20 protein-coding genes are annotated in these 21,710 nt (G+C 67.4%); 5 read left to right on the top strand and 15 right to left on the bottom strand.

From position 1 onward, the window contains the following. Nucleotides 1–41 precede the first annotated feature (41 nt). The 4 genes from ACNQPB_RS13110 to ACNQPB_RS13095 form a co-directional block, all read right to left on the bottom strand. Entirely contained in the window at nucleotides 42–671 is a 630-nt protein-coding gene (locus ACNQPB_RS13110; RefSeq protein ID WP_498752340.1) for a cupin domain-containing protein, read from the bottom strand. Further along, nucleotides 664–1,068, bottom strand: a complete 405-nt coding sequence (locus ACNQPB_RS13105) for a PAS domain-containing protein (protein WP_498752338.1) — start codon at nucleotides 1,066–1,068, stop codon at nucleotides 664–666. The genes ACNQPB_RS13110 and ACNQPB_RS13105 overlap by 8 nt, the downstream gene beginning before the upstream one ends. Continuing rightward, nucleotides 1,065–2,723 carry a GMC oxidoreductase gene (locus tag ACNQPB_RS13100; protein WP_498752336.1) on the bottom strand — a complete coding sequence of 553 codons (1,659 nt, stop codon included), beginning with the start codon at nucleotides 2,721–2,723 and terminating at the stop codon, nucleotides 1,065–1,067. Before ACNQPB_RS13100 ends, ACNQPB_RS13105 begins: the two co-directional genes overlap by 4 nt. A 366-nt stretch (nucleotides 2,724–3,089) precedes the next feature. Further along, a complete protein-coding gene (locus ACNQPB_RS13095; RefSeq protein ID WP_498752334.1) occupies nucleotides 3,090–4,031 on the bottom strand; it encodes an aminodeoxychorismate lyase in 942 nt (313 codons plus the stop codon). A gap of 240 nt (nucleotides 4,032–4,271) precedes the next feature. Here ACNQPB_RS13095 and cls point away from each other — a divergent pair, with 240 nt between their 5' ends. The 3 genes from cls to ACNQPB_RS13080 all read left to right on the top strand — a co-directional run bounded on the left by cls (nucleotide 4,272) and on the right by ACNQPB_RS13080 (nucleotide 7,939). Continuing rightward, nucleotides 4,272–5,744: a cardiolipin synthase gene (gene cls, locus ACNQPB_RS13090; protein WP_498752333.1), complete on the top strand. Its 1,473-nt coding sequence runs from the start codon at nucleotides 4,272–4,274 to the stop codon at nucleotides 5,742–5,744. Nucleotides 5,745–5,867: 123 nt separating this feature from the next. After that, on the top strand, nucleotides 5,868–7,442 hold the full coding sequence (locus tag ACNQPB_RS13085; protein WP_498752331.1) for a hypothetical protein: 1,575 nt from the start codon (nucleotides 5,868–5,870) through the stop codon (nucleotides 7,440–7,442). A gap of 50 nt (nucleotides 7,443–7,492) precedes the next feature. Then, entirely contained in the window at nucleotides 7,493–7,939 is a 447-nt protein-coding gene (locus tag ACNQPB_RS13080) for a hypothetical protein (RefSeq protein WP_498752329.1), read from the top strand. A 72-nt stretch (nucleotides 7,940–8,011) separates the two neighbouring features. Here the strand turns inward: ACNQPB_RS13080 and ACNQPB_RS13075 are convergent, their stop codons facing one another. The 3 genes from ACNQPB_RS13075 to ACNQPB_RS13065 all read right to left on the bottom strand — a co-directional run bounded on the left by ACNQPB_RS13075 (nucleotide 8,012) and on the right by ACNQPB_RS13065 (nucleotide 11,204). Next, nucleotides 8,012–8,473, bottom strand: coding sequence for a hypothetical protein (locus ACNQPB_RS13075; RefSeq protein ID WP_498752327.1), 462 nt, complete (start codon nucleotides 8,471–8,473; stop codon nucleotides 8,012–8,014). Between the two features lie 101 nt (nucleotides 8,474–8,574). Beyond that, complete coding sequence (gene pabB, locus ACNQPB_RS13070) at nucleotides 8,575–10,659, bottom strand: aminodeoxychorismate synthase component I (protein WP_498752325.1); 2,085 nt, start codon at nucleotides 10,657–10,659, stop codon at nucleotides 8,575–8,577. Continuing rightward, nucleotides 10,656–11,204 carry a low molecular weight protein-tyrosine-phosphatase gene (locus ACNQPB_RS13065; RefSeq protein ID WP_498752323.1) on the bottom strand — a complete coding sequence of 183 codons (549 nt, stop codon included), beginning with the start codon at nucleotides 11,202–11,204 and terminating at the stop codon, nucleotides 10,656–10,658. The genes pabB and ACNQPB_RS13065 overlap by 4 nt, the downstream gene beginning before the upstream one ends. Before the next feature lie 231 nt (nucleotides 11,205–11,435). On the opposite strand from ACNQPB_RS13065, the gene ACNQPB_RS13060 reads away from it, so the two are divergent. Continuing rightward, nucleotides 11,436–12,911, top strand: coding sequence for a M60 family metallopeptidase (locus tag ACNQPB_RS13060; protein WP_498752322.1), 1,476 nt, complete (start codon nucleotides 11,436–11,438; stop codon nucleotides 12,909–12,911). Nucleotides 12,912–12,933: 22 nt separating this feature from the next. On the opposite strand, the gene ACNQPB_RS13055 is transcribed toward ACNQPB_RS13060, so the two are convergent. The 8 genes from ACNQPB_RS13055 to ACNQPB_RS13020 all read right to left on the bottom strand — a co-directional run bounded on the left by ACNQPB_RS13055 (nucleotide 12,934) and on the right by ACNQPB_RS13020 (nucleotide 19,934). Then, nucleotides 12,934–14,601, bottom strand: a complete 1,668-nt coding sequence (locus ACNQPB_RS13055) for an ABC transporter permease (RefSeq protein WP_498752320.1) — start codon at nucleotides 14,599–14,601, stop codon at nucleotides 12,934–12,936. Next, nucleotides 14,598–15,521 (bottom strand): ABC transporter ATP-binding protein, encoded by a 924-nt coding sequence (locus ACNQPB_RS13050; protein WP_498752318.1) that lies wholly within the window; start codon nucleotides 15,519–15,521, stop codon nucleotides 14,598–14,600. The genes ACNQPB_RS13055 and ACNQPB_RS13050 overlap by 4 nt, the downstream gene beginning before the upstream one ends. 41 nt (nucleotides 15,522–15,562) lie before the next feature. Beyond that, nucleotides 15,563–16,768, bottom strand: coding sequence for an MFS transporter (locus ACNQPB_RS13045; protein WP_498752316.1), 1,206 nt, complete (start codon nucleotides 16,766–16,768; stop codon nucleotides 15,563–15,565). A 43-nt stretch (nucleotides 16,769–16,811) separates the two neighbouring features. Continuing rightward, entirely contained in the window at nucleotides 16,812–17,435 is a 624-nt protein-coding gene (locus ACNQPB_RS13040) for a LysE family transporter (protein WP_498752314.1), read from the bottom strand. 20 nt (nucleotides 17,436–17,455) lie between these two features. Then, nucleotides 17,456–17,854, bottom strand: a complete 399-nt coding sequence (locus ACNQPB_RS13035; protein WP_498752312.1) for a type II toxin-antitoxin system VapC family toxin — start codon at nucleotides 17,852–17,854, stop codon at nucleotides 17,456–17,458. Then, the gene (locus tag ACNQPB_RS13030) at nucleotides 17,815–18,153 is read right to left on the bottom strand and encodes a type II toxin-antitoxin system Phd/YefM family antitoxin (RefSeq protein ID WP_498752310.1); all 339 of its coding nucleotides are present in this window, start codon (nucleotides 18,151–18,153) and stop codon (nucleotides 17,815–17,817) included. The genes ACNQPB_RS13035 and ACNQPB_RS13030 overlap by 40 nt, the downstream gene beginning before the upstream one ends. Before the next feature lie 243 nt (nucleotides 18,154–18,396). Further along, nucleotides 18,397–19,212 (bottom strand): methyltransferase domain-containing protein, encoded by an 816-nt coding sequence (locus tag ACNQPB_RS13025; RefSeq protein ID WP_498752308.1) that lies wholly within the window; start codon nucleotides 19,210–19,212, stop codon nucleotides 18,397–18,399. A gap of 41 nt (nucleotides 19,213–19,253) precedes the next feature. After that, on the bottom strand, nucleotides 19,254–19,934 hold the full coding sequence (locus ACNQPB_RS13020; RefSeq protein WP_498752306.1) for a TetR/AcrR family transcriptional regulator: 681 nt from the start codon (nucleotides 19,932–19,934) through the stop codon (nucleotides 19,254–19,256). A gap of 87 nt (nucleotides 19,935–20,021) precedes the next feature. Here ACNQPB_RS13020 and ACNQPB_RS13015 point away from each other — a divergent pair, with 87 nt between their 5' ends. Then, nucleotides 20,022–21,665: an amidohydrolase gene (locus tag ACNQPB_RS13015; RefSeq protein ID WP_498752305.1), complete on the top strand. Its 1,644-nt coding sequence runs from the start codon at nucleotides 20,022–20,024 to the stop codon at nucleotides 21,663–21,665. Nucleotides 21,666–21,710 lie beyond the last annotated feature (45 nt).

Raw genomic sequence — 21,710 nt, 5'->3', positions numbered from 1 at the left:
GATCGTGGCCGCGCCGCGCCCCCAGGTCTTATTGAACAGGCCTATTGAACAGCTACCCGCCCGCCGGCGAATCGGCCGTCCCCTGCCTGCCTGTCGTCCCCTACCTGCGCATCGTCCCGGAACTCCCCGTCCGGGAGCTGCCCGCCCGCCAGCCGCCGGATCAGTTCGGCCTGCACGGGGAACTCACTCACCAGCGCATCGAGCTGTTCCTCTGTGGGTTTCGCCGAATCCGCTGGCTCGTAGCCCGGCGACAGGCTGCAGCTGACCAGCGCGAAGCCGGGGCCCGCCAGCTCTGCGCCGAACCAGGTGGAATGCGGCGCGGCTCCGTGCAGGATCTGGCCGGCCTCCGGATCCGGGCCGAACACCGTCTCCGAGTACCCGTCCTCCTCGGAGAAGACGTGCAGCCTTACGGGAGTGCCCAGATGGAAGAACCACAGCTCGTCCTGTTTGAGAGTGTGCAGCTGCAGGACTTCGCCGGCTTCCAGCAGGTACCAGTTGGAACTGTAGAGCGGATGGTCAACCGCGCCGAAACGCGGGGGCAGGGCCGCGCCGGGAATGTTCTCGTTGCTGACCATGGCCGGGGCGAACCAGCCGCCAACCCCCGACGGCGTCATGCCCAGCCGCTTGATCCACCCCTTTGCGTCGGGCCCGCCCGTGCCGATGTCACTCATTGGGCGGATCCGCCAGGGAGAAGCACACCGTGATCCCGATGATCGCGCCGGTGTCCAGGGACCGCAGGAGACCCTTCTGCGTGACGATGTCCACGTTCACCATGCCGCCATCCTTGAGCGGTACTTCGATGGTTTCGTGGAAGTTCAGCAGCGGCTTTCCGCTGGCCATGACCTCCTTGTCGTGTGCCACGTGTTCGGCACGCGAGTCCTGGTGGCCGATCAGTTCGTCCTTGCTCATGCCCACCAGGTCGGCGAAGTTCTGGTTGACCCACAGGAACACCGAGTTCGCGTCCTTCACCACCCAATAGACGCCGTCCTGCTTGTCCAGCACATCGGCCACGGTCATGGGCGGCAATGTCGGCAGGACCACCGGATCCAGCGCTGCGGCGGCGGTCACGGCGCAACCTCCTTGCCGCCGTCGGCCTCCAGCCTTTCGGCAAGATCCTGAGCCAGGGCCACCATGGTCATGGTCGGGTTCCAGGAACCGCCGGTGGGCCACAGCGAGCCGCCGGAGACAAAGACGTTTTCGACGCCGTTGAGCCGGTAGTCGATCCCGACGACGGCGTCGTCCTCTTCGCCGATGGGCAGGCTCGAGCTTTCATGGACCAGGCCCGGGACGCGGCGTTCGGGGATCTCCGGCCGCTCCGTGGCCCAGCTTCCGTTGTTCGGATCGCCGTGCCAGTACTCCACCCGGCTGGCCCCGCCCGGGGAAAGCACCCGCTCCAGCATCTGGAAGGTTCCCTCGTCCATGGTGTCCCAGGTGACGTCGTCGGTGGAGTTGGCCAGCACCTGCAGAGTCACGTTGGTGGTGGGATCCGCGCCGCCGGAGAGGCGCAGGTGGTTCTCCGGATTCGATTCGTCCAATTCGCCGAGCACCGCACACACGAACACCAGGTAATCCTCGGAGGACAGCAGCTGCGCCATGGACGCGGTGGCCACGACATCCGGGGCGTACCGTTCGGACTTCTGGGCGTTTTCAGCGGGCTTCCGGTCCGAGAGGACGGAGAGCTGCACGTGGTACTGCATGCCTTCCGGGCTCTTGCCTGCCATGTAAATCGCCGCCAGTTCCAGTTCGCCGAGGGCTTCGCTGAAGTCGTAGTCCCGGCGCGGAACCCTGGCCACCACGGAGGTGATGAAGTGGGCGCTGAAACTTTCGCCGGCCCGCGGAACCTGGGGGAAGGAATTGAGCACCAGCGTGGCCGGGGGAAGGGTGCCCATGGCGAGGACCAGGTTGGCGTCGCCGATGTTCACCACGCCGCGGCTCGTATCCAGCGCCGTGGCCCGGCCATCCTGCTGGATCACGGACTTCACGGTGCAGTCGGTGACAACGCGCAGTGCCGAACCCTTGCCCTGGGCGGCCAGGAGCTGCTGCCTGTCCGAAAGCTCAAGGAGGACCGCCGGCGTCGAGAACTTCGCGAAGTCGATGCCCGACGTCGCGCCCGAGGCTGCCGCCAGCGGTGCAGGCATGAAGCGCGTGGCGGAATCGATCTCATGCAGGCCGGCCGCCAGCCGCTCCTGCAGGGCTTTCTGCATGATCCCGTACACCGGTCGGGTGTTGGTGATGAGATCGACGACGTCGGCCGACGCCCCGGCGTCGATCTGGTCGGCCGGAACGACGTTCAGCAGGTCCTCTGCCGTGGTGAAGTGGGCCTTCGCGGCGTCCATGACAGCGCGCGGCCAGCCCCGCATTTCGTCTTCCTCCGGGCGGGGGCACCAGGCGCTCCACATGATGGAGCGGCCGCCGTAGAAGGGAACCATGCCGTGCTGCCAGGAGATTTTCCCGGCCGGCTGGCCGGCGGTAGCGGCGGCGAGGGTCCAGGGGAACGTCTCGGAGAGGCCGCCGAGCGTCTCCCGGTAGGGCAGGGGAAGGTTCTGGAAATGCTGGGGCAGGAAGAACGGGCCGCGCTCGATAATGAGGATCCGCGCATGCGGGTTGACGGTCAATGTCCGCTCGGCGAATGCGTAGCCGCAGAAGCCGCTGCCGATCACGATATGGTCGAATTGCTCTTCCTCGCGGACCGTTTTCCATTCGCCTTCACTCAGGAAAAACACATGGTCCATCACCTTTTGCGGGGAAGGGTCCTGGGGTCCGGGAGTGGGAAATCCATGGTTGAAATTCTGGGACGAAGAAACTGCGCTCACAATGATGACCCCCATCAGTCTGGCTGTTTTCACGACGTCGTGAAAACAGGTGCCCTGCCGGACGGAATGGGAGTTCACCCGCCCCCAGCAGGGATCACAGGCATTAGTGAATCACTGATGGAATGCGTTCACAATAGAATTCTTCCGTTGAACTTCGGCAGCCATGACCGGGTTTGTAATTGCAAGTCAAGTATCGTTTTGCGGCCGAGGATTTCAGTGTTAATTAATGTCGATAAGGCTTGACACGGCGGAAATGTCCGGGATTTGTTTGCCGCCTTATTCAATCCCGGCGAAGAGCTCGTTCAGTTCGTCCGTGAGCTGCTTGCGCAGGGCCGGGCTGCCGATCTCATGGCCGTCCACGTGGTTGACGGGCGCAATCAGCCGGATGCTGGAAATCAGCCACACGGCGTCGGCGTCGTACAGGTCCTGGGTGACCAGCGGACCGTAGCCGAGTTCCCAGCCGGCCTCCTTGGCCTTGGCGAACAGGGCACCCTGGGAGGTGCCGGGCAGGATGCCGCTGTCCAGCTGCGGGGTGACCAGCCGCTTGACGGTGCGCTGGGAGCCGCTGCCGTCGTCGAGCGTTTCCACATATGCCAGCAGCACGGTGGACGTCGGGCCCTCCAGGACGCGGCCGTCGGTGGAGATGAAGATCGCGTCATCGGCCCCCTGCTTGTGTGCGTAGCGCAGTGCCGCCATGTTCACTGCATAGGACAGCGTCTTGGCGCCGAGCAGCAGCCACGGGGCCCGCTCGCCCGCCTCGGCGTCGAAGCCGCGGTCCAGGAGGACGACATCGATCCCGGTCTCCCGCTGCCGGCGGCTGCCCGCGGGGGACGGCGAGGCCTGGATCCAGCAGGTGGGAGCAGCAGCGCCTTCGACGCCGCGGGTCACCAGGAGCTTGACCACCACTTCGTCGGATTCCGGTTCCGGGGCAGGGAAGGTCCCGCGGTATTCGGTGATCGCCGTTTCGATGGCACGGCGCCAGGCCTCCTGCTCCGGAATTACGAGATCGAGCGCACGGGCCGAAGCCTGCAGCCGGTTTAAGTGTGCATGCACCTTCCGCGCATGGCCGCCGACGGCGAGCAGGGATTCGAAGACTCCGTCACCACGGGTGGCACCCAGGTCCGTTGCCATCAGCTGGGGCTGGGTGGCGTCGGCAATGCGGCCGTCCTCGAAGGCAGGATCAAGGAACACGAGAACCGTGGGGGCGGGGAGAGTCATGCCACCAGCTTAGTGCGGCGCTGCGGGCAGTGACTGTGTGGGAACGGCGCCCCTAACTGGGGCCTTCCAGCGGGAAGTCCATGGCCAGGCGCACATTCTGCTGGATCACTTTCAGCATCCAGGCCAGGCATCCCCGGAAACCCGATCCGGATTGCACGCACGAACCGGGTGATCCAGCAGAATGTTCCGGGATCCGCCGGTTACGCTGGACCCTAACGGCTATCGGAATCGGGGGGTTGAGTGCTTTTTCCTTTCGAGCTGGGGACCGATTGGACATGGCCCCTGGCCGCGTGGGCGCTCGCGGAAATCATCCTTCGCATCGTGCTCCTGGGCATTATTCCCGGAAACCGGCGCCCCACCACGGCCATGGCGTGGCTGCTGGCTGTCTTCCTCGTGCCGTCCGTGGGCTTTGTGCTTTTCCTGCTTTTCGGCAATTTCCGGCTGTCCCGGCGCCGCCGGGAGCAACAGGCTGAAGTGAATGAGCGGGTGCGGGCGGGTGCCTCGGCGATGGCCGACGTCGTGAGCAAATACTCCGGACCGGAATGGGTGAGCTCGGCCGCCGAACTGAACCGCCGGCTTGGCTCCCTGCCCATGGTGGACGGGAATTCGGTGCAGCTGATCCCCGGCTACCAGGAATCGATCGACGCCATGACCGAAGCCATCCGCGGTGCCCGGAACTACGTCAACGCCGAGTTCTACATCATGAGCAGCGACGCCGTCACGGACGGGCTGCTCAGCGAGCTTGAGAAGGCGGCGGAACGCGGCGTCAGCGTGCGACTGCTGTTCGACCACATCGGCACGCTGCGGGTGAGCGGCTACCGCCGGCTGATCCGCCGGCTCAGGGCCAGCCGGATCCAGTGGAAGCGGATGCTCCCGCTCCTGCCGATCCATGGCCAGTGGCGCCGCCCGGACCTCCGGAACCACCGCAAGATCCTGGTGATCGACGGCGTCACAGCTTTTACGGGATCGCAGAACCTGATCGAGCCCTCCTACAACAACCCGCGCCACCGCCGGGCCGGCCGCAAATGGGTCGAGCTGATGGCCCGGCTGGACGGCCCGATCGTGGCGACCCTCAATGTCGTGTTCGCTACGGACTGGCTCAGCGAAACCGACGAATCCCTCGAATCCCAGCTCCAGCTGCCGGACCACCCGCGCCGCGGCAGGGTTACGGCACAGGTGGTGCCCAGCGGCCCGGGGTTCGTCACGGAGAACAACCTGCGCCTGTTCAACACCCTGATCTACTCGGCCCAGCACCGCATTTCCATTTGCAGCCCGTACTTCGTGCCTGACGATTCCCTGCTCTACGCCATCACCACCGCGGCCCAGCGCGGGGTGGACGTGGAGCTGTTCGTCTCGGAGAAGGGCGACCAGTTCCTGGTCCACCATGCCCAGCGTTCCTACTACGAGGCGTTGCTGGAGGCGGGAGTGCGGATCTACCTCTACCGGGCGCCCCTCGTGCTCCATGCGAAGCACTTCACCATCGACGACGAGGTGTCGGTCCTGGGCTCAAGCAACATGGACATGCGCTCCTTCTCGCTCAACATGGAGGTCTCGGTGATGCTGCTGGGCGCGGAAACCGTGGACCTGATGCGCTCGGTGGAGCAGGGCTACCGGGAGGAAAGCTTCGAACTGACCCTGGGGGACTGGCTCCACCGGCCGATGCTCGCCAAATACGTGGACAACGTGGCGAGGCTGACTGCGACCCTGCAATAGCCCGCGCCTGGTAATGGGCGGGCGGCGGGGATGGGCAGTGTTGCCCATGGCAGCGCCGCGGCCAACATGCAACGATCTTGGGTACCAAGCTGTACAACCACCGCACTCTTCCCCGGGGGAAATATGACATTCTACGGCGCTGATGTAGACCAGCTCCGGGCCTTGGCGAAGGCCGCTGACAAGGCAGCCACCTTGCTGAGCACCAAGGCAGCGACCCTCCAGGGCCAGATCATGGCCGCCCCCTGGAAAGGCAACGACGCCGAACGCTTCAAGCACGACTGGACCGGCCGCCATCGCCCCAGCCTGGACAAGGTCGTGGAGAGCCTGCGGCAGAATTCCAAGATCCTGCGCCAGCACGCCGACGAGCAGGAGAAGGCTTCCGACCGCAGCACCGGCAGCACCAGCATGAGCTCCGCGGAGAAGGCCCAGGAAAAGATCGACTCCGCCCGGAAGTGGCTGGAGGACCGGGCCAAGGAAGCGGCTGAGCAGGAAGAGCACCGCAAGGAACTCGCCGAGAGCGCGGAGAAGATGGCCAAGGCCAGCCCGGAAGAGCAGGCGAAGTGGTGGAACAGCCTGTCCGACGAGGACAGGAAATACCTGCTCAGCAACGAAGAGACCGCCAAACAGATCATGGAGATGGACGGCGGAGTCCCGGATTCCGCCCAGGCCGAGGCCCGCAAATACCTCCACGAGCAGGCCAAAGCCGACATCCCGGTCTACAAGGAGTCCGCCAAGGCCGCAATCGAAGCCCGGGTCGCCTGGGTGCACGGCGGTGCCGAGGTGGGCACGGAAATCGTGGAGAACGCCGACGGTTCCGCCACCATGAAGGTTCACGGCAACCTGGGCCTGGGCGTGAACGATCCGTCCGGAACCGCCGGGGCCACGCTCAGCGGCGAGGTCTCCCGGGAGTACAAGTTCGACAGCATCGAAGAGGCCGCGGCGGCCCGTGCGCAGATGTTCAAGGAGCTCCCGCCGGACAGCCTGGGCGACGTCAAGGATGTGGCCACGAACCCGCCGGGCTATGTCCTCGACCGGATCAACGATGCCGCCGAAGACAACGGCGCAGACGGCCATGTGGACAAGGCGAAGGGCACCCTGTCCCTCGAAGCATCCGGCAAGGCCGGTACGGATGCCGAAGGCGGCGTGAAGCTGGACCTGTCCTACGAAAAGAACCTCAGCGACGGAACGTCCAAGGCCAGCGGCGAGGTGTCCGCCTCCGGCCAGCTGGACCTTGACGGCCGGCGCTTCGAGGCTTCCGGCAAGGGCGGCCTTGAGGTCAACATGGACAAGGACAACAACATCGACTCCGTCTCCCTGTCCCTCGAGGGCACAGTGGCCGCCGGCGCCGTTGATGGCGTGGAGGCAAAGGGCGTCGGGAGCGCCGAGTCGAGCATCACGGCCGGCACCCAGGGCACGGTCAAGATCGATGTTGACTACACTCCGGAGAACAAGGAAATCATCGACAGCTACATGCGGAACGTCGCCACGGGCAACACCGTTGCCGCGGCATCGGATGCTGCGAAGCTGTACGACCACGGTTCCGCCACGGTCCAGGTGAACAGCGTGGTGACGGCCAAGAACGAGGCCGGCGTCGACCTCAAGGCCGGGGAGGTCAAGGTCAGCACCGAGAGCCAGGTGACCACCAATGTGAGCACCTACCACAAGGTCGAGAACGACACGAAGCTCGAGAAGCTCTAGGCCCGCCCCCAGGCAGGCCGCTACGAGTCCCTCACAGAAGGAGCAACCACATGACAGTCCACATTGAATCCCCGCTGGGTTTCACCGCAGACTTCCCCGAATTCACCCAGGCCCTCCCCGAATCCACCGCCGGGCCCGACACCGAGCAGTACGGACTCCTGGGCGGCGTCCTGGTGACCCTCATCAAGGACGACAGCGCCGTCAAGGATGCGCCCCAGGCCACCGGATGGGCGCACCTCATGTCCGTCTACTACCTGGACGAGCGCGGCGGAACCAAACTCGCCGAAGGCTCGCTGGACCTGCCCGGCAAGGACTCCTACGCCGTGATGGTGGGTTTCCAGGATCCCGACGGAACCGCGAAGGTGGCCTCCGCCGTCGGCGTCTTTGAGAACGAGCGGTTCATCGGGGTCCTGGTGGTCTGGCCGGTGGCCGACGCCGGGAAGGAACCACGCGCGGACCGCCTGAAGGAAATCGTCGGGGCGATCAGCCTGGGCTGAGTCCTGTAGATACAGCGGAAGCGGCGGGCACCCAGAAAGGTGGCCCGCGCGTCTGTTGCGTGCCGGGAAAGCTCAGATCTTGAGCGTGACGCCTTCGGCGGTGCACGGCCCGGAGCTGGCCAGGAAAGCGTTCTGGATGGCGTCCTTGGACTCCTGGGAAGGGGCGTCGCCGAGGGAGCGGTCCAGGGCCAGCAGGCTCAGGGCGTCGAAGAGCCCGGACACTTCGTCCGGAGCGGATTCCTTGGCGTCGTCGGCGCGCAGGTAGATGTCGTCGAAGCCATTGGCGTCGTCCTTGCCGGTGGCCGCGTACTCGGCGTAAAGGGAGTTGAAGAGTTCGCAGGATTCCTTCACGCCGCTTGCCGCAGCCGACGACAGCGTGCCCTCAGTGCCACCCGAGGGTTCAGCGCTGCCCGAGGGGCCGGCGTTGTTCGAGGGACTTGGCGGCGTGCTGCTGGGTGCCGGGCCGGCGCCGCCCGGAGAGCAGGCGGTAAGGCACGCGCCGGCGACGGCGATCGTTGCGAGGAGTCTCTTCATGGTCCCCAACCCTACGGGGAACGCACGGGCGGTGCACCGGGTGCGCATGGGGAGTTCTCCCCTCCCGGAGGGGCCGAGCGGCAGGCTCCGGATAGCGGGAGTCAGTCCTCGGGGAATTCCGTGCCCAGCGCCGAGAGCACGCCGAAGGCCTTGGTGCGGATCTCCTCGTACTCTTCCGCCGGGTCGGAATCGGCCGTGATGGCGCCGCCGACGCCGAGCGAGAGCGTGCGCCCGCCGCCGCCGTCGTTGTCCATCACCAGGGTGCGGATCACCACCGCGAGGTCGCTCGCCGCGTTGAGCGAAAAGTAGCCGATGGCTCCCGAATACACGCCGCGCGGGCCGTCCTCGAGCCGGTCGAGGATGTCCATGGTGCTGATCTTCGGGGCACCGGTCATGGAGCCCGCGGGGAAGGCGGCGGCCACCGCTTCGGCCCGGGGTGCGCCGGGACGCAGCTGCCCGTCGATGGTGCTGACCATCTGGTGCACCGTGGCGTAGCTTTCGATCGCGCAGAGCCGGCTCACCGTCACGGACCCCGGCACAGCGAAGTGGCTCAGGTCGTTGCGAAGCAGGTCCACGATCATGATGTTTTCGGCCCGGTCCTTGAGCGAGCCGGCCAGGTCCTTGCGGCGGTGCTCATCGATCACGGGATCGTTGGCCCGGGCGCGTGTGCCCTTGATCGGCTCGGCCCGCATGGCGCCGTCGGAGGTGATCCGCAGGAAACGCTCAGGGGAGGTGCTGGCCACCGTGAGCCCGCCGAAGCGCAGGTAGCTGGCGAACGGCGCGGGATTCCGGCGGCGCAGTGCAAGGTATGTCTGCCACGGATCGAGCCCCGGGTCCGCAGCGCTGACCGTGGTGGTGAGGCAGACCTCGTAGCTGTTGCCCTCGGTGATCTCCTGCTGGGCTTCCTTGATTTTGCGGAGGTAGTCCGCTTGGCTGTCGCGGCTGGCGAACGACGGCGGCAACAGCCCGGGGCGAGGGGGCTCGACTGCGGCCCCCGGCTTGGTGGCGTCCAGCACGGCCGAGCGGGCGTGCGCCAGCCAGTCTCCGGCGTCGGGAGCGTCCAAGGCGAGCAGCCACACGGAACCCTCCTGGTGGTCGATCACCACGGCACGGCCGGCGAACAGGAGCGCGGAGTCCGGGGTGTCCGAGGGAACGTTGTTGCCGCCGGTTTCGCGCTTGAGTTCATAGCCGAGGTAGCCGAGCCAGCCGAGCGTGAATTCGCAGTCGTAGCCCTCGGGGGCGCGCACGGCGCGGCGGCCCCACACGGTGTCCAGCCAGCGGAAGAAAGGGGAGGAGACCTCCGCGGTGGCGCATCCCGCGGTCACCCGGGTGCTGCCGGAGCGGTGCAGCACCGATTGGCCGAAGGTGCCGCCGTCGTCCGCCAGGATGCTGAAGCGGCTGCGGGCCGCAGCTTCGGACGGCGCTGTTTCGGATGGCGCCGCCCCGGAAGGCGCCGCCTGCCCGCCGGCCGGCGCCTCCGCCGCGTTCGAGGAATCCAGCCACACGGCGTTTTCCGAGTTCCCGCAGAGGGCCTGGAACAGGGCCTCAGCCTTGGGTGCGGCATCGATCCGCTCGGACAGGAGCCGCAGGCCACGCCGCGCGGAGAGCTCCGGCGTGAGGACAGCGGAGAGCGTCGGGAGGTAGTTCAGGGCCTGCATCAGGTCATCCGGGGCGTCCCCGTTGGCGCGGTTGAGGACGTGGATGTCCGCGTGGGCGGGGACGTCGTCCGTGTCCAGCCATTCCTGTTCCTGGGCCGCCCAGGTGTCCCAGTAGGGTTCGTAGCCGCTGCCGTCGCGGTCCATGGCGCGCCGGCGGCGGTCCTCCTCGGGTGCCTCCACCCAGACCACAGCGTCCACCAAGGGACGGGCTGCCTCGGCGGCCGCGCCCACGCCTTCGACGACGACGATCTCCGCCGGGAGGGTGGTGTGGCCGGCGCCGTCGTAGTGCATTTCCCAGTCCCAGCTGACCCACTCGGCGGCCAGGCCACGGCGCAGCGGCGCCAGGACCGTGGTGACGTAGCGTTCGATGCCTGCGGCGAGCCCGTTCCAGCCGGGGTAGATGTCCTCAAGATGGAAGAGCGACACCTTGTGGTGCTCGCGCAGCCGCGCCGCAAGTTCCACGGCCAGCGTGGTCTTTCCTGCTCCTGAGCGGCCATCGACGGCGATGATCACGGGTGCTGGAGTCATGGAATAGAGCGTACCTGTTGGGTGTCGTCCTGCTTTCCGGCGATGACATTCCTCGTGAATCCGACAATGCCGGGAATGGCTGCGTTGATGAGGTCCCACGTGGCGTCGAAGTCGCGGTGGCCGCCGTACCAGGGATCGTCGATGCCAAGCTCCAGGGTGTTACGGCCGGCCACGGCGGGGTCGAAACTGCGCAGCATCCGGATCTTCGCCAGCTCTGCCGGGCCCGGGGCGGCCTGCTGCAGCCAGCCGTAATGGTCAACGTCCAAGGCCAGGATCAGCTCGCGGTCCCGGAACCATTCCTGCTGCCAGACGCGGGCAACGTGGGAGCCCGAGGCGATGCGGTGGGCCGAGAGCTTGCGGGCGGCGCGGGGGTCGATGGGCCGCCCCACCTCGTAGGACGTGGTTCCCGCCGAATCCACCACCACGACGTCGCCCAGCCCCGCGGCGTCGAACGCTTCCGCCAGCATGAATTCCGCCATGGGGGAGCGGCAGATATTGCCGGTACAGACGGCGATGATGCGATACGGGCGGGACGCTGAGTACATGCTGCAAGCATTGCCGCTGCCGCCGCTCTTTGGCTAGTTGTGGCTTTCCGTTCCTGTCACGTTTCCGGCCTGCGTGTCACGCCGGACGGTAACCGCTTTCTGTTCAAGTCACCACGAACTGAACACTTTCCAATCAATTCAGGGTTTCTCTTGCCATATCAAATAGAAAGCGCTTTCATTTTAACCGCGTGATGCCAGTCACAGTGAATAAACCGAAGCGAAGGATGATTCATGCGTGAAAGCCAGAGCACCATTACCGATTTCCTCCCAGGCGTCCCCGCGGCCGCACCGTCGCCGGGCACCTCCTTCAGCCGCCGCACTGCCCTGGGAGCCATGGCGGCAGTAGCCGGCGGACTCCTGGTCCCATGGTCCGCCACCGGCGCCGCGGCCGATACCCGGGCCGAACAGTCCCGCAGCCAGCTGGTCACGGCGCTGCCCGACTCCCACACCTCCGAGGAAGACCGGCTGCAGATCGCCCTGTGCGCCACAAACCTGCAGTCCACCGGCTTCTACCTTCCGGCCAACACCGCCATGATGGTGACGGTCAAGGCGCTCACGGCCCCGCAGGCGGTGCTCGTGGTCGGCGCCCCCGACGCCGACGGCCGGGCCGAGTTCAAGAAGCCGCGTGAGTACGTCCTGAAGCGCGGAAAGAACACCATCACCGACGCCGGCGGCGGGGTAGTCTACTACAAGGTCATCGGCGATTCCGGCTACGTGAACGCCGTCCTGGACGCCGCCGCCCAGCCCATGCCCTACTTCGTCTACGGCCGCACCAGTGAACTCGCTTACCAGCGCCAGCTGGACGAGCGGCCCACGCCTTTTGTGGAACTGGTCAGCTCGCACGCCACCGTTACCGTGGAGCGCGCCTCGGCGCTGCGTTACCGCAACGAGAACCACTCCGAGCTGATGCAGACCTTCGAGGACCTGATCGCGGTGGAAGACGCCACCAGCGGCTACGATGGCTCAACGCCGCTGCACGCCCGCCAGGCGCACCCCTACCACCTGGTGGGATACCCGGCGGCGATTTCCGGCGTCGGCGCCTATGCCACACACGGCCACACCTCCTTCCCGCCGCCCATCCAGGACCGGCTGCTCACCGTCGAGGGCCTGCGGATGCGCGGCTGGGGCATCTACCACGAACTCGGACACCAGCATCAGCAGGTGAATTACAAACCCACCTCCCTCACCGAGGTCACGGTGAACATCTACTCGCTTGCAGTGAACGCCAGTTTCGCGAAGAAATACGGCCAGCAGCCGCGGCTGCACGTGCCGGACCCCAATACCGGCCTCAGCCCGTGGGAAAGCGCGGTGCCCAAGATCGGCAGCGAAGGCGCGGTGTACGGCAGCACCTTCGATTCGATGGAGAAGCTGGTGATGTTCGAACAGCTCCGCCTGGGCTTCAAGAACTTCTGGCCTACCCTGCACAAGATCATCCGCGAACAGCGCCCGCCCAAGGGTGACTACTGGGACGAGGTGCACCGGCTGCGTAACTTCGTAGTCTGGGCCAGCAAGGCGGCGAATGCGGACCTTGGCGACTTCTTCCTGAAGTGGGGCTTCGCCGTCGACGACGACGCCCGCGGCCAGATCGCCGCGGCAGGCCTCACGCCGCCGTCGTCCGATCCGACAGTGATCCGCGATGAAAGCCAGTTGATGCTCGCCCGGCAGATCCGCTCGCAGAAGTCCCTCGCCGCCCGCACGGAGTTCTGAGGCTGAGGACGCCGGGGCCCGCTCAGCGGCTGAGCAGGTCCCGGCGCCGGTATCCGGCCAGCCCGACGAGCAGCAGGCCTAGGGCCAGCAGCAGCGTCCAGACCACCGGCAGCCAATCCGGACTGGACTCCATGACGTTGGGCACCACGTGGAACGGGCTGGTGCCAAGCAGCCAGTCCGGCGCCTTCAACACCGGACCGAACATGGTGAGCAGCAGCCAGTACACCAGCACCAGCCAGGCCCCCGCCCGTGCGCGCGGAGCCAGCCCCACCAGGAAAAGCGCGACGGCGGCCGCGAGCCACAGCGCGGGAACCTCCGCCAGGCCTTGGAACACCACCTTCGCCGTGTCCAGCTCCGATCCCGCCAGCCGGGCCGAGGTGGCAAGTGCTGACGAACCGGCGGCCATGCCGATGGCGGGGCCGACGGCGGCGAGCACGATGGTCGGGACCACGTAGGACAGGCGGGACAACGGTGCCGAGAGCATCCATTCGGCCCGCCCCTCGTCCTCCTCGGTGTGGAAGCGCAGGATGACCTGGATGCCGAACACTCCGCCGATGAAGGCCAGCACCAGCAGGAGCACCTGAACGAAGGCGAACAACAATTGTTCCTCGGTGGCCAAGCGGAAGGCGATCATCTGTTTCACGAAGGGATTGCCGCTGAAAACCCCGGACATGGTGGTGGCCACCAGCCCGTACACCGAGCCGAGCGCCACGAACACGACGCCCCAGGTCAGGAAGGCTCCCCGGTTGAGCCGCGTCGTCAGCCCCCAGGTGCCCAGCCGTCCCCGGGCGGGCCCGCCCCGGGGCGCAATCAAGCCCATCCCGAAGTCCCGCCGCGATTCCAGCCCGGCCGCCAGCAGGGCCAGGGCAACGGCCGCCGCGAGCTGGAGCAGCAGCGGCCGGAGGTCGTTCTCCGACGCCGGCCGGATATGCTCCGCCCAGCCCATCGGATTGGTCCACAGCAGCCACTCTGAATCGTCGAGGGTGTCGCCCAGGCCGCGGAGCAGGTAGCTGACGCCCAGCACGGTGGCGGCGAGGGTGTTCGCCGTCCGGCCGGTCGAGCCGAGCTGCGCGGTGACGGCGGCGACCCCGGCGAACGCCAGCCCCGTCCCGCCGAAGGCGCTTCCGAGCGCAAACGCCGGAGCCGGCGGCGAACCGGCCACCATCAGTGCGAGCCCCACCAGCACCGTCACAGCGGCGGACGCCAGCCAGGCCAGCACGACGGCGGACGCCAGCCGGGCGTGGCGGCCCACCACCCCGGAATCCAGGAGCTCGGCCCGGCCGGATTCCTCTGCGGCCCGGGTGCGCCGGGTGACGGTGAATACCGCCATCAGGGCCGCGAAGAACATCCCGAACATCTGGACGCGCCACGCGGTGAAGCCCGCAGCCGTTCCGAGGTCCATGGCCGGGCCGAATAGGAGCGAGAAGGCCGGGTTGGTGCCCAGGCTGAGTTGCAGGGCCTTGGCCTCCAGCGGCGTGGAGAACAAGGACCCGTACACCGAATAGCTCACGGTGGGAAAGATCCCGATCACCAGGAGCCACGGCAGCAGCTTCCACCGGTCCAGCCGGACCGCGTGCCGCAGCAGTGCCAGGGTTCCCGTGAGCGGGGTTCCGGCGAGCGGGGTTCGGGTCAGCGGGGTTCCGGTGAGCGGGGCCGCGGCGGCGCGAATCGCCGCGTGACGGCCGGTCATTGCGGCCGTCCCTGCCCGCCGCGCTCGCCGTAGTGCCGGAGGAAGAGGTCCTCGAGGCTCGGTGGAGTGACCGTCAGGGCAGTCACGCCAAGGCCGGACAGCACGTTCATCGCCGCCGCGAGCCCGGCGGCGTCGACGTTGAACTGGACCCGGCTGCCGTCAATCCGCAGGCCGTCGACGCCGGGCACCGCCGCGAGGCGGGGTGTTGCGGTGAGCCGCGCGGCGCCGTCACTGAGGGTGGCGGCCACGTTGGTGCGGGCATGGGTGCGCATTTGTTCCAGGCTTCCGGTTTCCACCACCTTGCCCTTGCGGATGATGCTGATCCGGTCGGCGAGGGACTCCACCTCGGCGAGGATGTGGCTGGAGAGCAGCACGCTGCGGCCCAAGGCCTTTTCCCGACGGATCTCCTCGCGGAACGTGGCCTCCATGAGCGGGTCCAGGCCCGACGTCGGTTCATCGAGGATGAGCAGCTCCGCGTTCGAGGAAAACGCAGCGACGATCGCCACCTTCTGCCGGTTGCCCTTCGAATAGGCGTGGCCCCGGACAGTGGGGTCCAGTTCGAAGGTTTCCAGCAGCTCCGCCCGCCGCCTGTCGTCCAGTCCGCCGCGCAGCCTGCCCAGCAGGTCGATCGCCTCGCCGCCGGTCAGTCCGGGCCAGAGGCTGACGTCGCCGGGAACGTAGGCGATGCGCCGGTGGAGGGTGACGACGTCGCGCCACGGATCGCCGTCGAGCACGCGGACGGTGCCCGCATCGCTTCGGAGCAGCCCGAGAAGGATGCGGAGCGTCGTGGACTTTCCTGCGCCGTTTGGGCCCAGGAAACCATGGACTTCGCCTTCGCTGACGTCAAGGTCCAGCCCGTCCAAGGCCATGGAATGCCCGAAGCTCTTCGTCAGGCCCGTGATGCTCACTACGGCGGCCATGGACCGAGATTACTCCTGGGACCGGCGCGCAAACAGGGGCTTTAGCCTGGGGGCTTTCGGCTGGCGCTTAGCCGGGGGAGGCTGGCTGCGGCGACGAGGACCGCGAGGGCGCCGAGCCCGAACGGCAGTGCGCTGACAGCGGCCACGCCGCCCACCAGGAGCGGCCCGCCGGCGTCGCCCAGTTCCCTGCCCAGTTCCGCCGATCCCATGGTGCGGCCCATGCGTTCGGGCGGAGTGGTGTCTGCCAGGTGGGCGAAGCCCAGCGGCGTCGCCATGCCGACGCCGGTGCCGATGGCCGCGGCCGAAATGAACAGCGTCACCGGACCGGGCGCGACGGCGATGACCGCCACCCCGGCGGCGGTGAGGAGGAGGCCCACGGCCATGCCCCGGCCGTCGCTGATCCGTCCCTGGTCCCGCATGCGGCCCACCTGCGGCTGGGTCAGCAGCGATGCGATGGCCAGGACACTGACCGTTGCCGTACCCGCCACCGGTCCGAGGCCGTGCCGGGTGGCCAGCGCGGGGAGGAAACCGATCGCCGTGCCCATGGCCGCCATCGACGCCGCGAGGACCAGCGTGGGTACCAGGAAGCGCCGCTCGGTGACCTGGCGGAAGAGGTCGACGACGGTGTAGCGCTGGCGGGGGAGCGGCTCAAGGTGCGGCACGCCGAGGAGGACCCAGAGGGCGGCCGCGATTGCCAGTGCGGACAGGACCCCGAAAAGCAGGGCGAAGCCGCCGGCGAAGATCAGGCCGGCGCCCAGCAGCGGGCCGGTTACGTAGCCCAGGCTCTTCCAGGAACCGTATTTTCCGAAGCGGCTGCCGGCGTTCTTGCCGGCACTCAGCCGGGCGACCATCGCCGAGGCGGCCGGGGAAAACGCCGATGCCGCCGCGCCTTGCCCCAGGCGCGCGATGCCGAGCATGAGCGGATCGCTGCCCCCAGGCCCGCCGCCCCCGAGCCCGGGCAGGGAGAGCACTGCGAAGGCCAGCAGTCCGGCCACGATCACGGGCTTGGTGCCGATCCTGTCGCTCAGGGCGCCGAAGACGGGTTTGAGGAAGACCTCCGAGATGTCGTAGGCCGCGAGCAGGATGCCCAGGCCCAGTAGGGTGAGGCCGATGTTTTCGCTCTGGGCACCCATGCCGGCGGCGATGCTGTGGGCGCCGAACGCCGTCACGAAGCCTGCGGCGTAGAGCGGTGCGGACGTTGCCCGGGTGCCGGTCGCGGCGGGGTTCGCGGATGGCTTGGCGTTCACAGGGCTCCTTGCCGGCGTCGGGCGCGCTTGGTGGTCCGGGCTCTCAGTGGATGACGGCCAGCAGGATGCCCACCGCGACGAAGAGAGTGCCGAAGATCCGGTTGAGGACCTTCTGGCCGTGCTCGTTGTGGGTGAAGCGCTGGAAGGAGCGGGCGGCGAGGGCGAAGAAGAACCACATCACCATGATGTCGATGGCCAGGACCGTGGCAGTGAGCACCGCATACTGCTGAAACAGCGGCTGCTCCGGGCGGATGAACTGCGGCATGAAGGCCAGGAAAAACACGATCGCCTTGGGGTTGAGCAGGTTCACCCAGACGCCGCGCTGGAACATCGAGAGCGCAGGCTCATTGCGGCGGCTGTCCACCTGCTCCTTCTCCAGGTCCGGCTTGTGCAGGAACTGCCGGATGCCCAGGTAAACCAGGTAGGCGGCACCGGCATAGCGGATCACGTTGAAGATCAGCGGAGAGTTCGAGACCAGCACGCCGACGCCAAGCGCCACGATCAGGATGTGGATGACGAGTGCCAACTGCTGGCCGAGGATGCCCCAGATGGAGCGTCGGAAGCCCGAGTTGAGCGAGTTGCTCATGGTGAAAATGGCGCCCGCGCCGGGAGTGAAACTGATCAGGGTACCGGCGCCGACAAGGGCCAGCCAAAGGGAAAGCTGCACTGATCCAGCTTAGCCCGCAGCTACCAGAGGGTTTCCACCAGCCCGAAGTCATGGAATGCCTGGTCGGCTGTGATTATGACCATGGATTCGACGATCGCCTGTGCCGCTATCAGCCGATCGAAGGGGTCATTGTGATCCCATTCCAACTGCCCGGCCGTGAGGGCGTGGTTGCTGCGGACGGAGAGCTCCTCGTCGCAAAGCTCGGCGATGTGCCGGGGGTAGCCGAGGAGGAGTCCGTCCAGTCCGGGGAGCCTGCCGAGTTTGTGCTTGTAGGCGAGTTCGTACGCGGTGGCCGCCGAGGCCACAAGGTGGTGGTCGAGTGACTGGATGGTCCGCCGTGCCTTGGCTGAGAGCTTCCGGGGCTCGGTCAGGGCCCAGATCAGGGCATGGGTGTCGAGGAGATAATTGGTGCTTCCCATTGGACCAGTTCCTCCTCACCCGTCGGCTCGAGGAAACCATCCGGCAGCTGCCCTTTGACGAAGCCCAGGCGGCGCTTGGTAGGCGGAATGATCCTGACCAGCCGGGCAACGGGCTTCCCGGCCTTGGCGATCACCACGTCTTCGCCGTGTTCGACCATGTTCAGAAGCTCGGAAAGACGCGTCTTGGCGTCCTGGACGTTGTACTGTCCCATGTTGACCAAGTCTAGTTGGTCAACCTCGGCGGAGTAAGGCTCGGCAGTGAAGTAGGGAGGCGGCTCTTCGCCGTAGTGGTAGCTCATGCTTCGAGGCTATTCAGGCGGTCCGCGGCGGGGAACGGGGACGCCGGGCTATGTGGAAAACTTTCGTGCGACGCGGGCCATGGCAGACTCCTGCGATGGACGACAACCGGGCGGAAACGACCCGTCCAAATGTTGTTGACCCCCTCAAATTTGAACGGGTAAACAACATTTCTGCGGGTACAAGCGCCGGAGTCCCCGAGCCGGAGCCCGGAAGCCGGAGCCCGGAGCCCGGAAGCCCAGCCCCTACGCCCGGGCGATCACCTCGCCGTTCGGGATCAGGAACCAGCCGTCGTCGGTGGAGCCCCAGCGGTGCCAGCCCGCAGCGATCCTGGCCAGCTCGGCCTCCTGGGCAAAGCCGTATTCGAGGGCCTGCTCGGCGAACGCCGAGTGCAGCACGCGTTCGCTCCACACCCGCGCCTGCCAGCGGCGCTGCTGCGCCGTGGCGTAGAGCCAGTTGCTGCTGCTGGGCGCGACTTCGGTGAATCCCGCCTGCTGGGCCCACGAGACCAGGCGGCGGCCGGCGTCGGGCTCTGCTCCGTTGCGGCGGGCGATCTTCTGGTACAGCTCCATCCAGTCGTCCAGCTCGGGGACCTCGGGGTACCAGCTCATGCCGTGGAAGTCGGCGTCGCGCACGGCCACGATGGCTCCCGGCTTCGCCACACGGCGCATCTCCCGCAGCGCCGCCACGGGATCGGTCAAGTGCTGCAGCACCTGGTGGGCGTGCACGAAGTCGAAGGTTTCGTCCCCGAAATCGAGGTCGTAGATGTTGCCGGTGCGGAATTCGACGTTCTCCACGCCGCGGTCGGCCGCCAGCGACGCCGCGTGCGCCACCACATCGGCCGAACGGTCCAGCCCGACGACGCGTGCCGGAGCCACCAGCTCCGCGAAGTCGCAGGTGATGCTGCCTGGCCCGCAGCCGACGTCGAGCACCGACGTTCCGGAGCTGAGGTGGGGTATGACGAAGGCCGCGGAGTTCTCCGCGGTGCGCGAGGCGTGGGCCCGTACAACGGACTCGTGGTGGCCGTGTGTGTAGACGTCGTCCGGCTTCTGCTCACTCATAGGGAAACGCTACTCCCGCAAGGCCTCCGCAGCGGGCGGAATCAGGGCGTTTCGCGGTCCTGCAGGCCCGATGCCTTGAACGAGGCCAGGCCGGCCACGAGCGCGGCGAGGCCCAGTTCGAAGGCCTGGTCTGCGCGGGATAGCGAAGAATCCTTGCTTTCCCCGGCCCGCAGCGCGTTCGTGTAGACGGGGACGTCGGCGGCGAAATCCCCGGGTTCCATCATGTCCGGCGGCGCCACGGCGTCCAGGGCCGAGCCGAGGATGAAGTTCTCCAGGGCCACCATGGCGCTGACGATCTTCGCTTCGGGCCATCCTGCGGCGCGGAACCCCTTGGACACCTCCTCGTACATCACCAGGGTGGGGTGTGCGCCGGTGACGGGGACCGTGGCCAGGAGCGAGATCGCGTAGGGGTGTGCGGCGAAGGCGGCGCGGTACGAACGCGCCCAGATGATGGTGGCCTCTTCCCAGGGCAGGGTCTTGAACACTTCGTAGTCGATGCCGGCCGTGACGAACTGGCGCATGCCGGCCAGGATGTCGTTCTTGCCGCCTACGTGGTGGTAAAGCGCGGGGGTCTTGACGCCGAGTTCCTTGGCGAGGGCCGCCATGGTGAAGTCCTCCGGCCCGGTGCGGTTGAGGACGGTGATGGCCGTGGCCAGGATGAGCTCCCGGTTCAGGACGTTCTTGGCCGGCCTGCCCGCCCGGCGTTCCAGCGTTTCAGACATTTTTCCCTTCACCCTTGCTTGTTGCCTCAATCACACTCTATCCTCGATTCAGGAAATTTAATCCCGTTAAATTTATTTGGAGCGGCAATGAGCTTGACCATCTTCCACGGCGGCACCGTCGCAGCGTCCTTCCCGGCAGCTAAGCCAAGCGGCGGCCGCGCCACCGCGCTCGCCGTGCGCGACGGCGTCATTACCGCCGTGGGCGAGGACGCCCTCGCGCTGCTCGGCGAGGCCGACGAAACGGTGGACCTGGCAGGCGGCTACCTGTCGCCGTCGTTCGCTGACGGGCACGCGCACCCGCTCTACGGCGGGCTTGAAGACCTCGGCCCGCAGATCCGAAGCTGCGGTTCCGTCGAGGAGATCGCCGCGTCCGTGCGGGAATGGGCGGACGCCCACCCGGAGGCCGAATGGATCATCGGTGCCAGCTACGACGCGACCATCGCCCCCGGCGGGATGTTCGACGCCGAATGGCTGGACGCCGCCGTCGCCGACCGCCCGGTGCTGCTGCGCGCCTGGGACTACCACACGGTGTGGGTCAACAGCGCGGCCTTGAAGGCTGCGGGCATCGACCGCGATACCCCGGAGCCGGCGCTCGGACGCATCGCCCGCCGCCCGGACGGCACGCCGCTCGGGACACTCCTGGAGCCCGGGGCGATCGACCTCGTGGCCCGCGTGGCCCCCGGATTCTCCCTGCAGCAGCGGGTGGACGCGTTGGCCGCCGCTTCCGAACGCTACGCCGCCGCCGGAGTCACCTGGGTGCAGGACGCCTGGGTGGAACTGGACGACTTGCCCGCATACGAAGCCGCAGCCGCCGGCGGACGCCTGGCCACCCGGCTCAACCTCGCCTTCCGCGCCGACCCGGCCGGCTGGCAGCACCAGCCCGAGGCCTTCGACGCCGCCCGCGGGAGGGTCCGGGTGCTCGACAATCCGCTGCTCACCGCCAACACGGTCAAGTTCTTCATCGACGGCATCATCGAAAGCCACACGGCGTGCATGCTGGCGCCGTATGCCGACGCCCCGGGCGAGAGCGGCCTGCCGAACTGGGACGCCGCGGACCTGCACAACGCCATGACCGCCTTCGACGCGCTCGGCTTCCAGCTGCACCTGCACGCGATCGGCGATGGCGCCGTGCGCATGGCCCTGGACGGGCTCGAAGAAGTCCAGCGCCGCAACGGCCCGCGCGACCGCCGCCCGGTGATCGCCCACCTGCAGGTGATCGACCCGGCCGACATTCCCCGCTTCGCCGACCTCGGCGTGGTGGCGAACTTCGAGCCTCTCTGGGCCTGCTCCGACGACGTCATGCAGCTGCTCACCATCCCGCGGCTCGGCGAACCCCGCGCCGCGCTGCAATACCCCATCGCCTCCCTCGCCGCCGCCGGCGTCACCATCTCCTTCGGCAGCGACTGGCCCGTCACCGGACACCACCCCGTGCCGGGACTCGCGACGGCGGTCACCCGCCAGACGCCCGACCACCTCCCCGAGGGCGGCTGGCTGCCCAACGAAAGGGTCGACGTCGAGACCGCCCTCGCGGCGTACACCGCCGGTGTCGCCCACCAGGCCTTCGCCGAAGATTCCTGGGGGACCCTCCGTCCCGGCATAAGCGCCGACCTGGTGCTGCTCGCCGACGACCCGGCGACGCTGCCCGCTGAGCGGATTGCCGGCGTCGAGGTCCTGGGGACGTGGCTCGCCGGGCGCCCCACCTTCCAGAAGCTGCCCCAGTCCGTGCGCTAGCCGCACATCTCCCAACCAGCCCCTCCCCAACGCGGGGCGCAAGCC

Source organism: Curtobacterium sp. LFS079, assembly GCF_047977865.1.
Taxonomy (GTDB): domain Bacteria; phylum Actinomycetota; class Actinomycetes; order Actinomycetales; family Micrococcaceae; genus Arthrobacter.
Note: the sequence above shows the minus strand (reverse complement) of the source record. Positions and strands in the feature narration are given on the sequence as shown.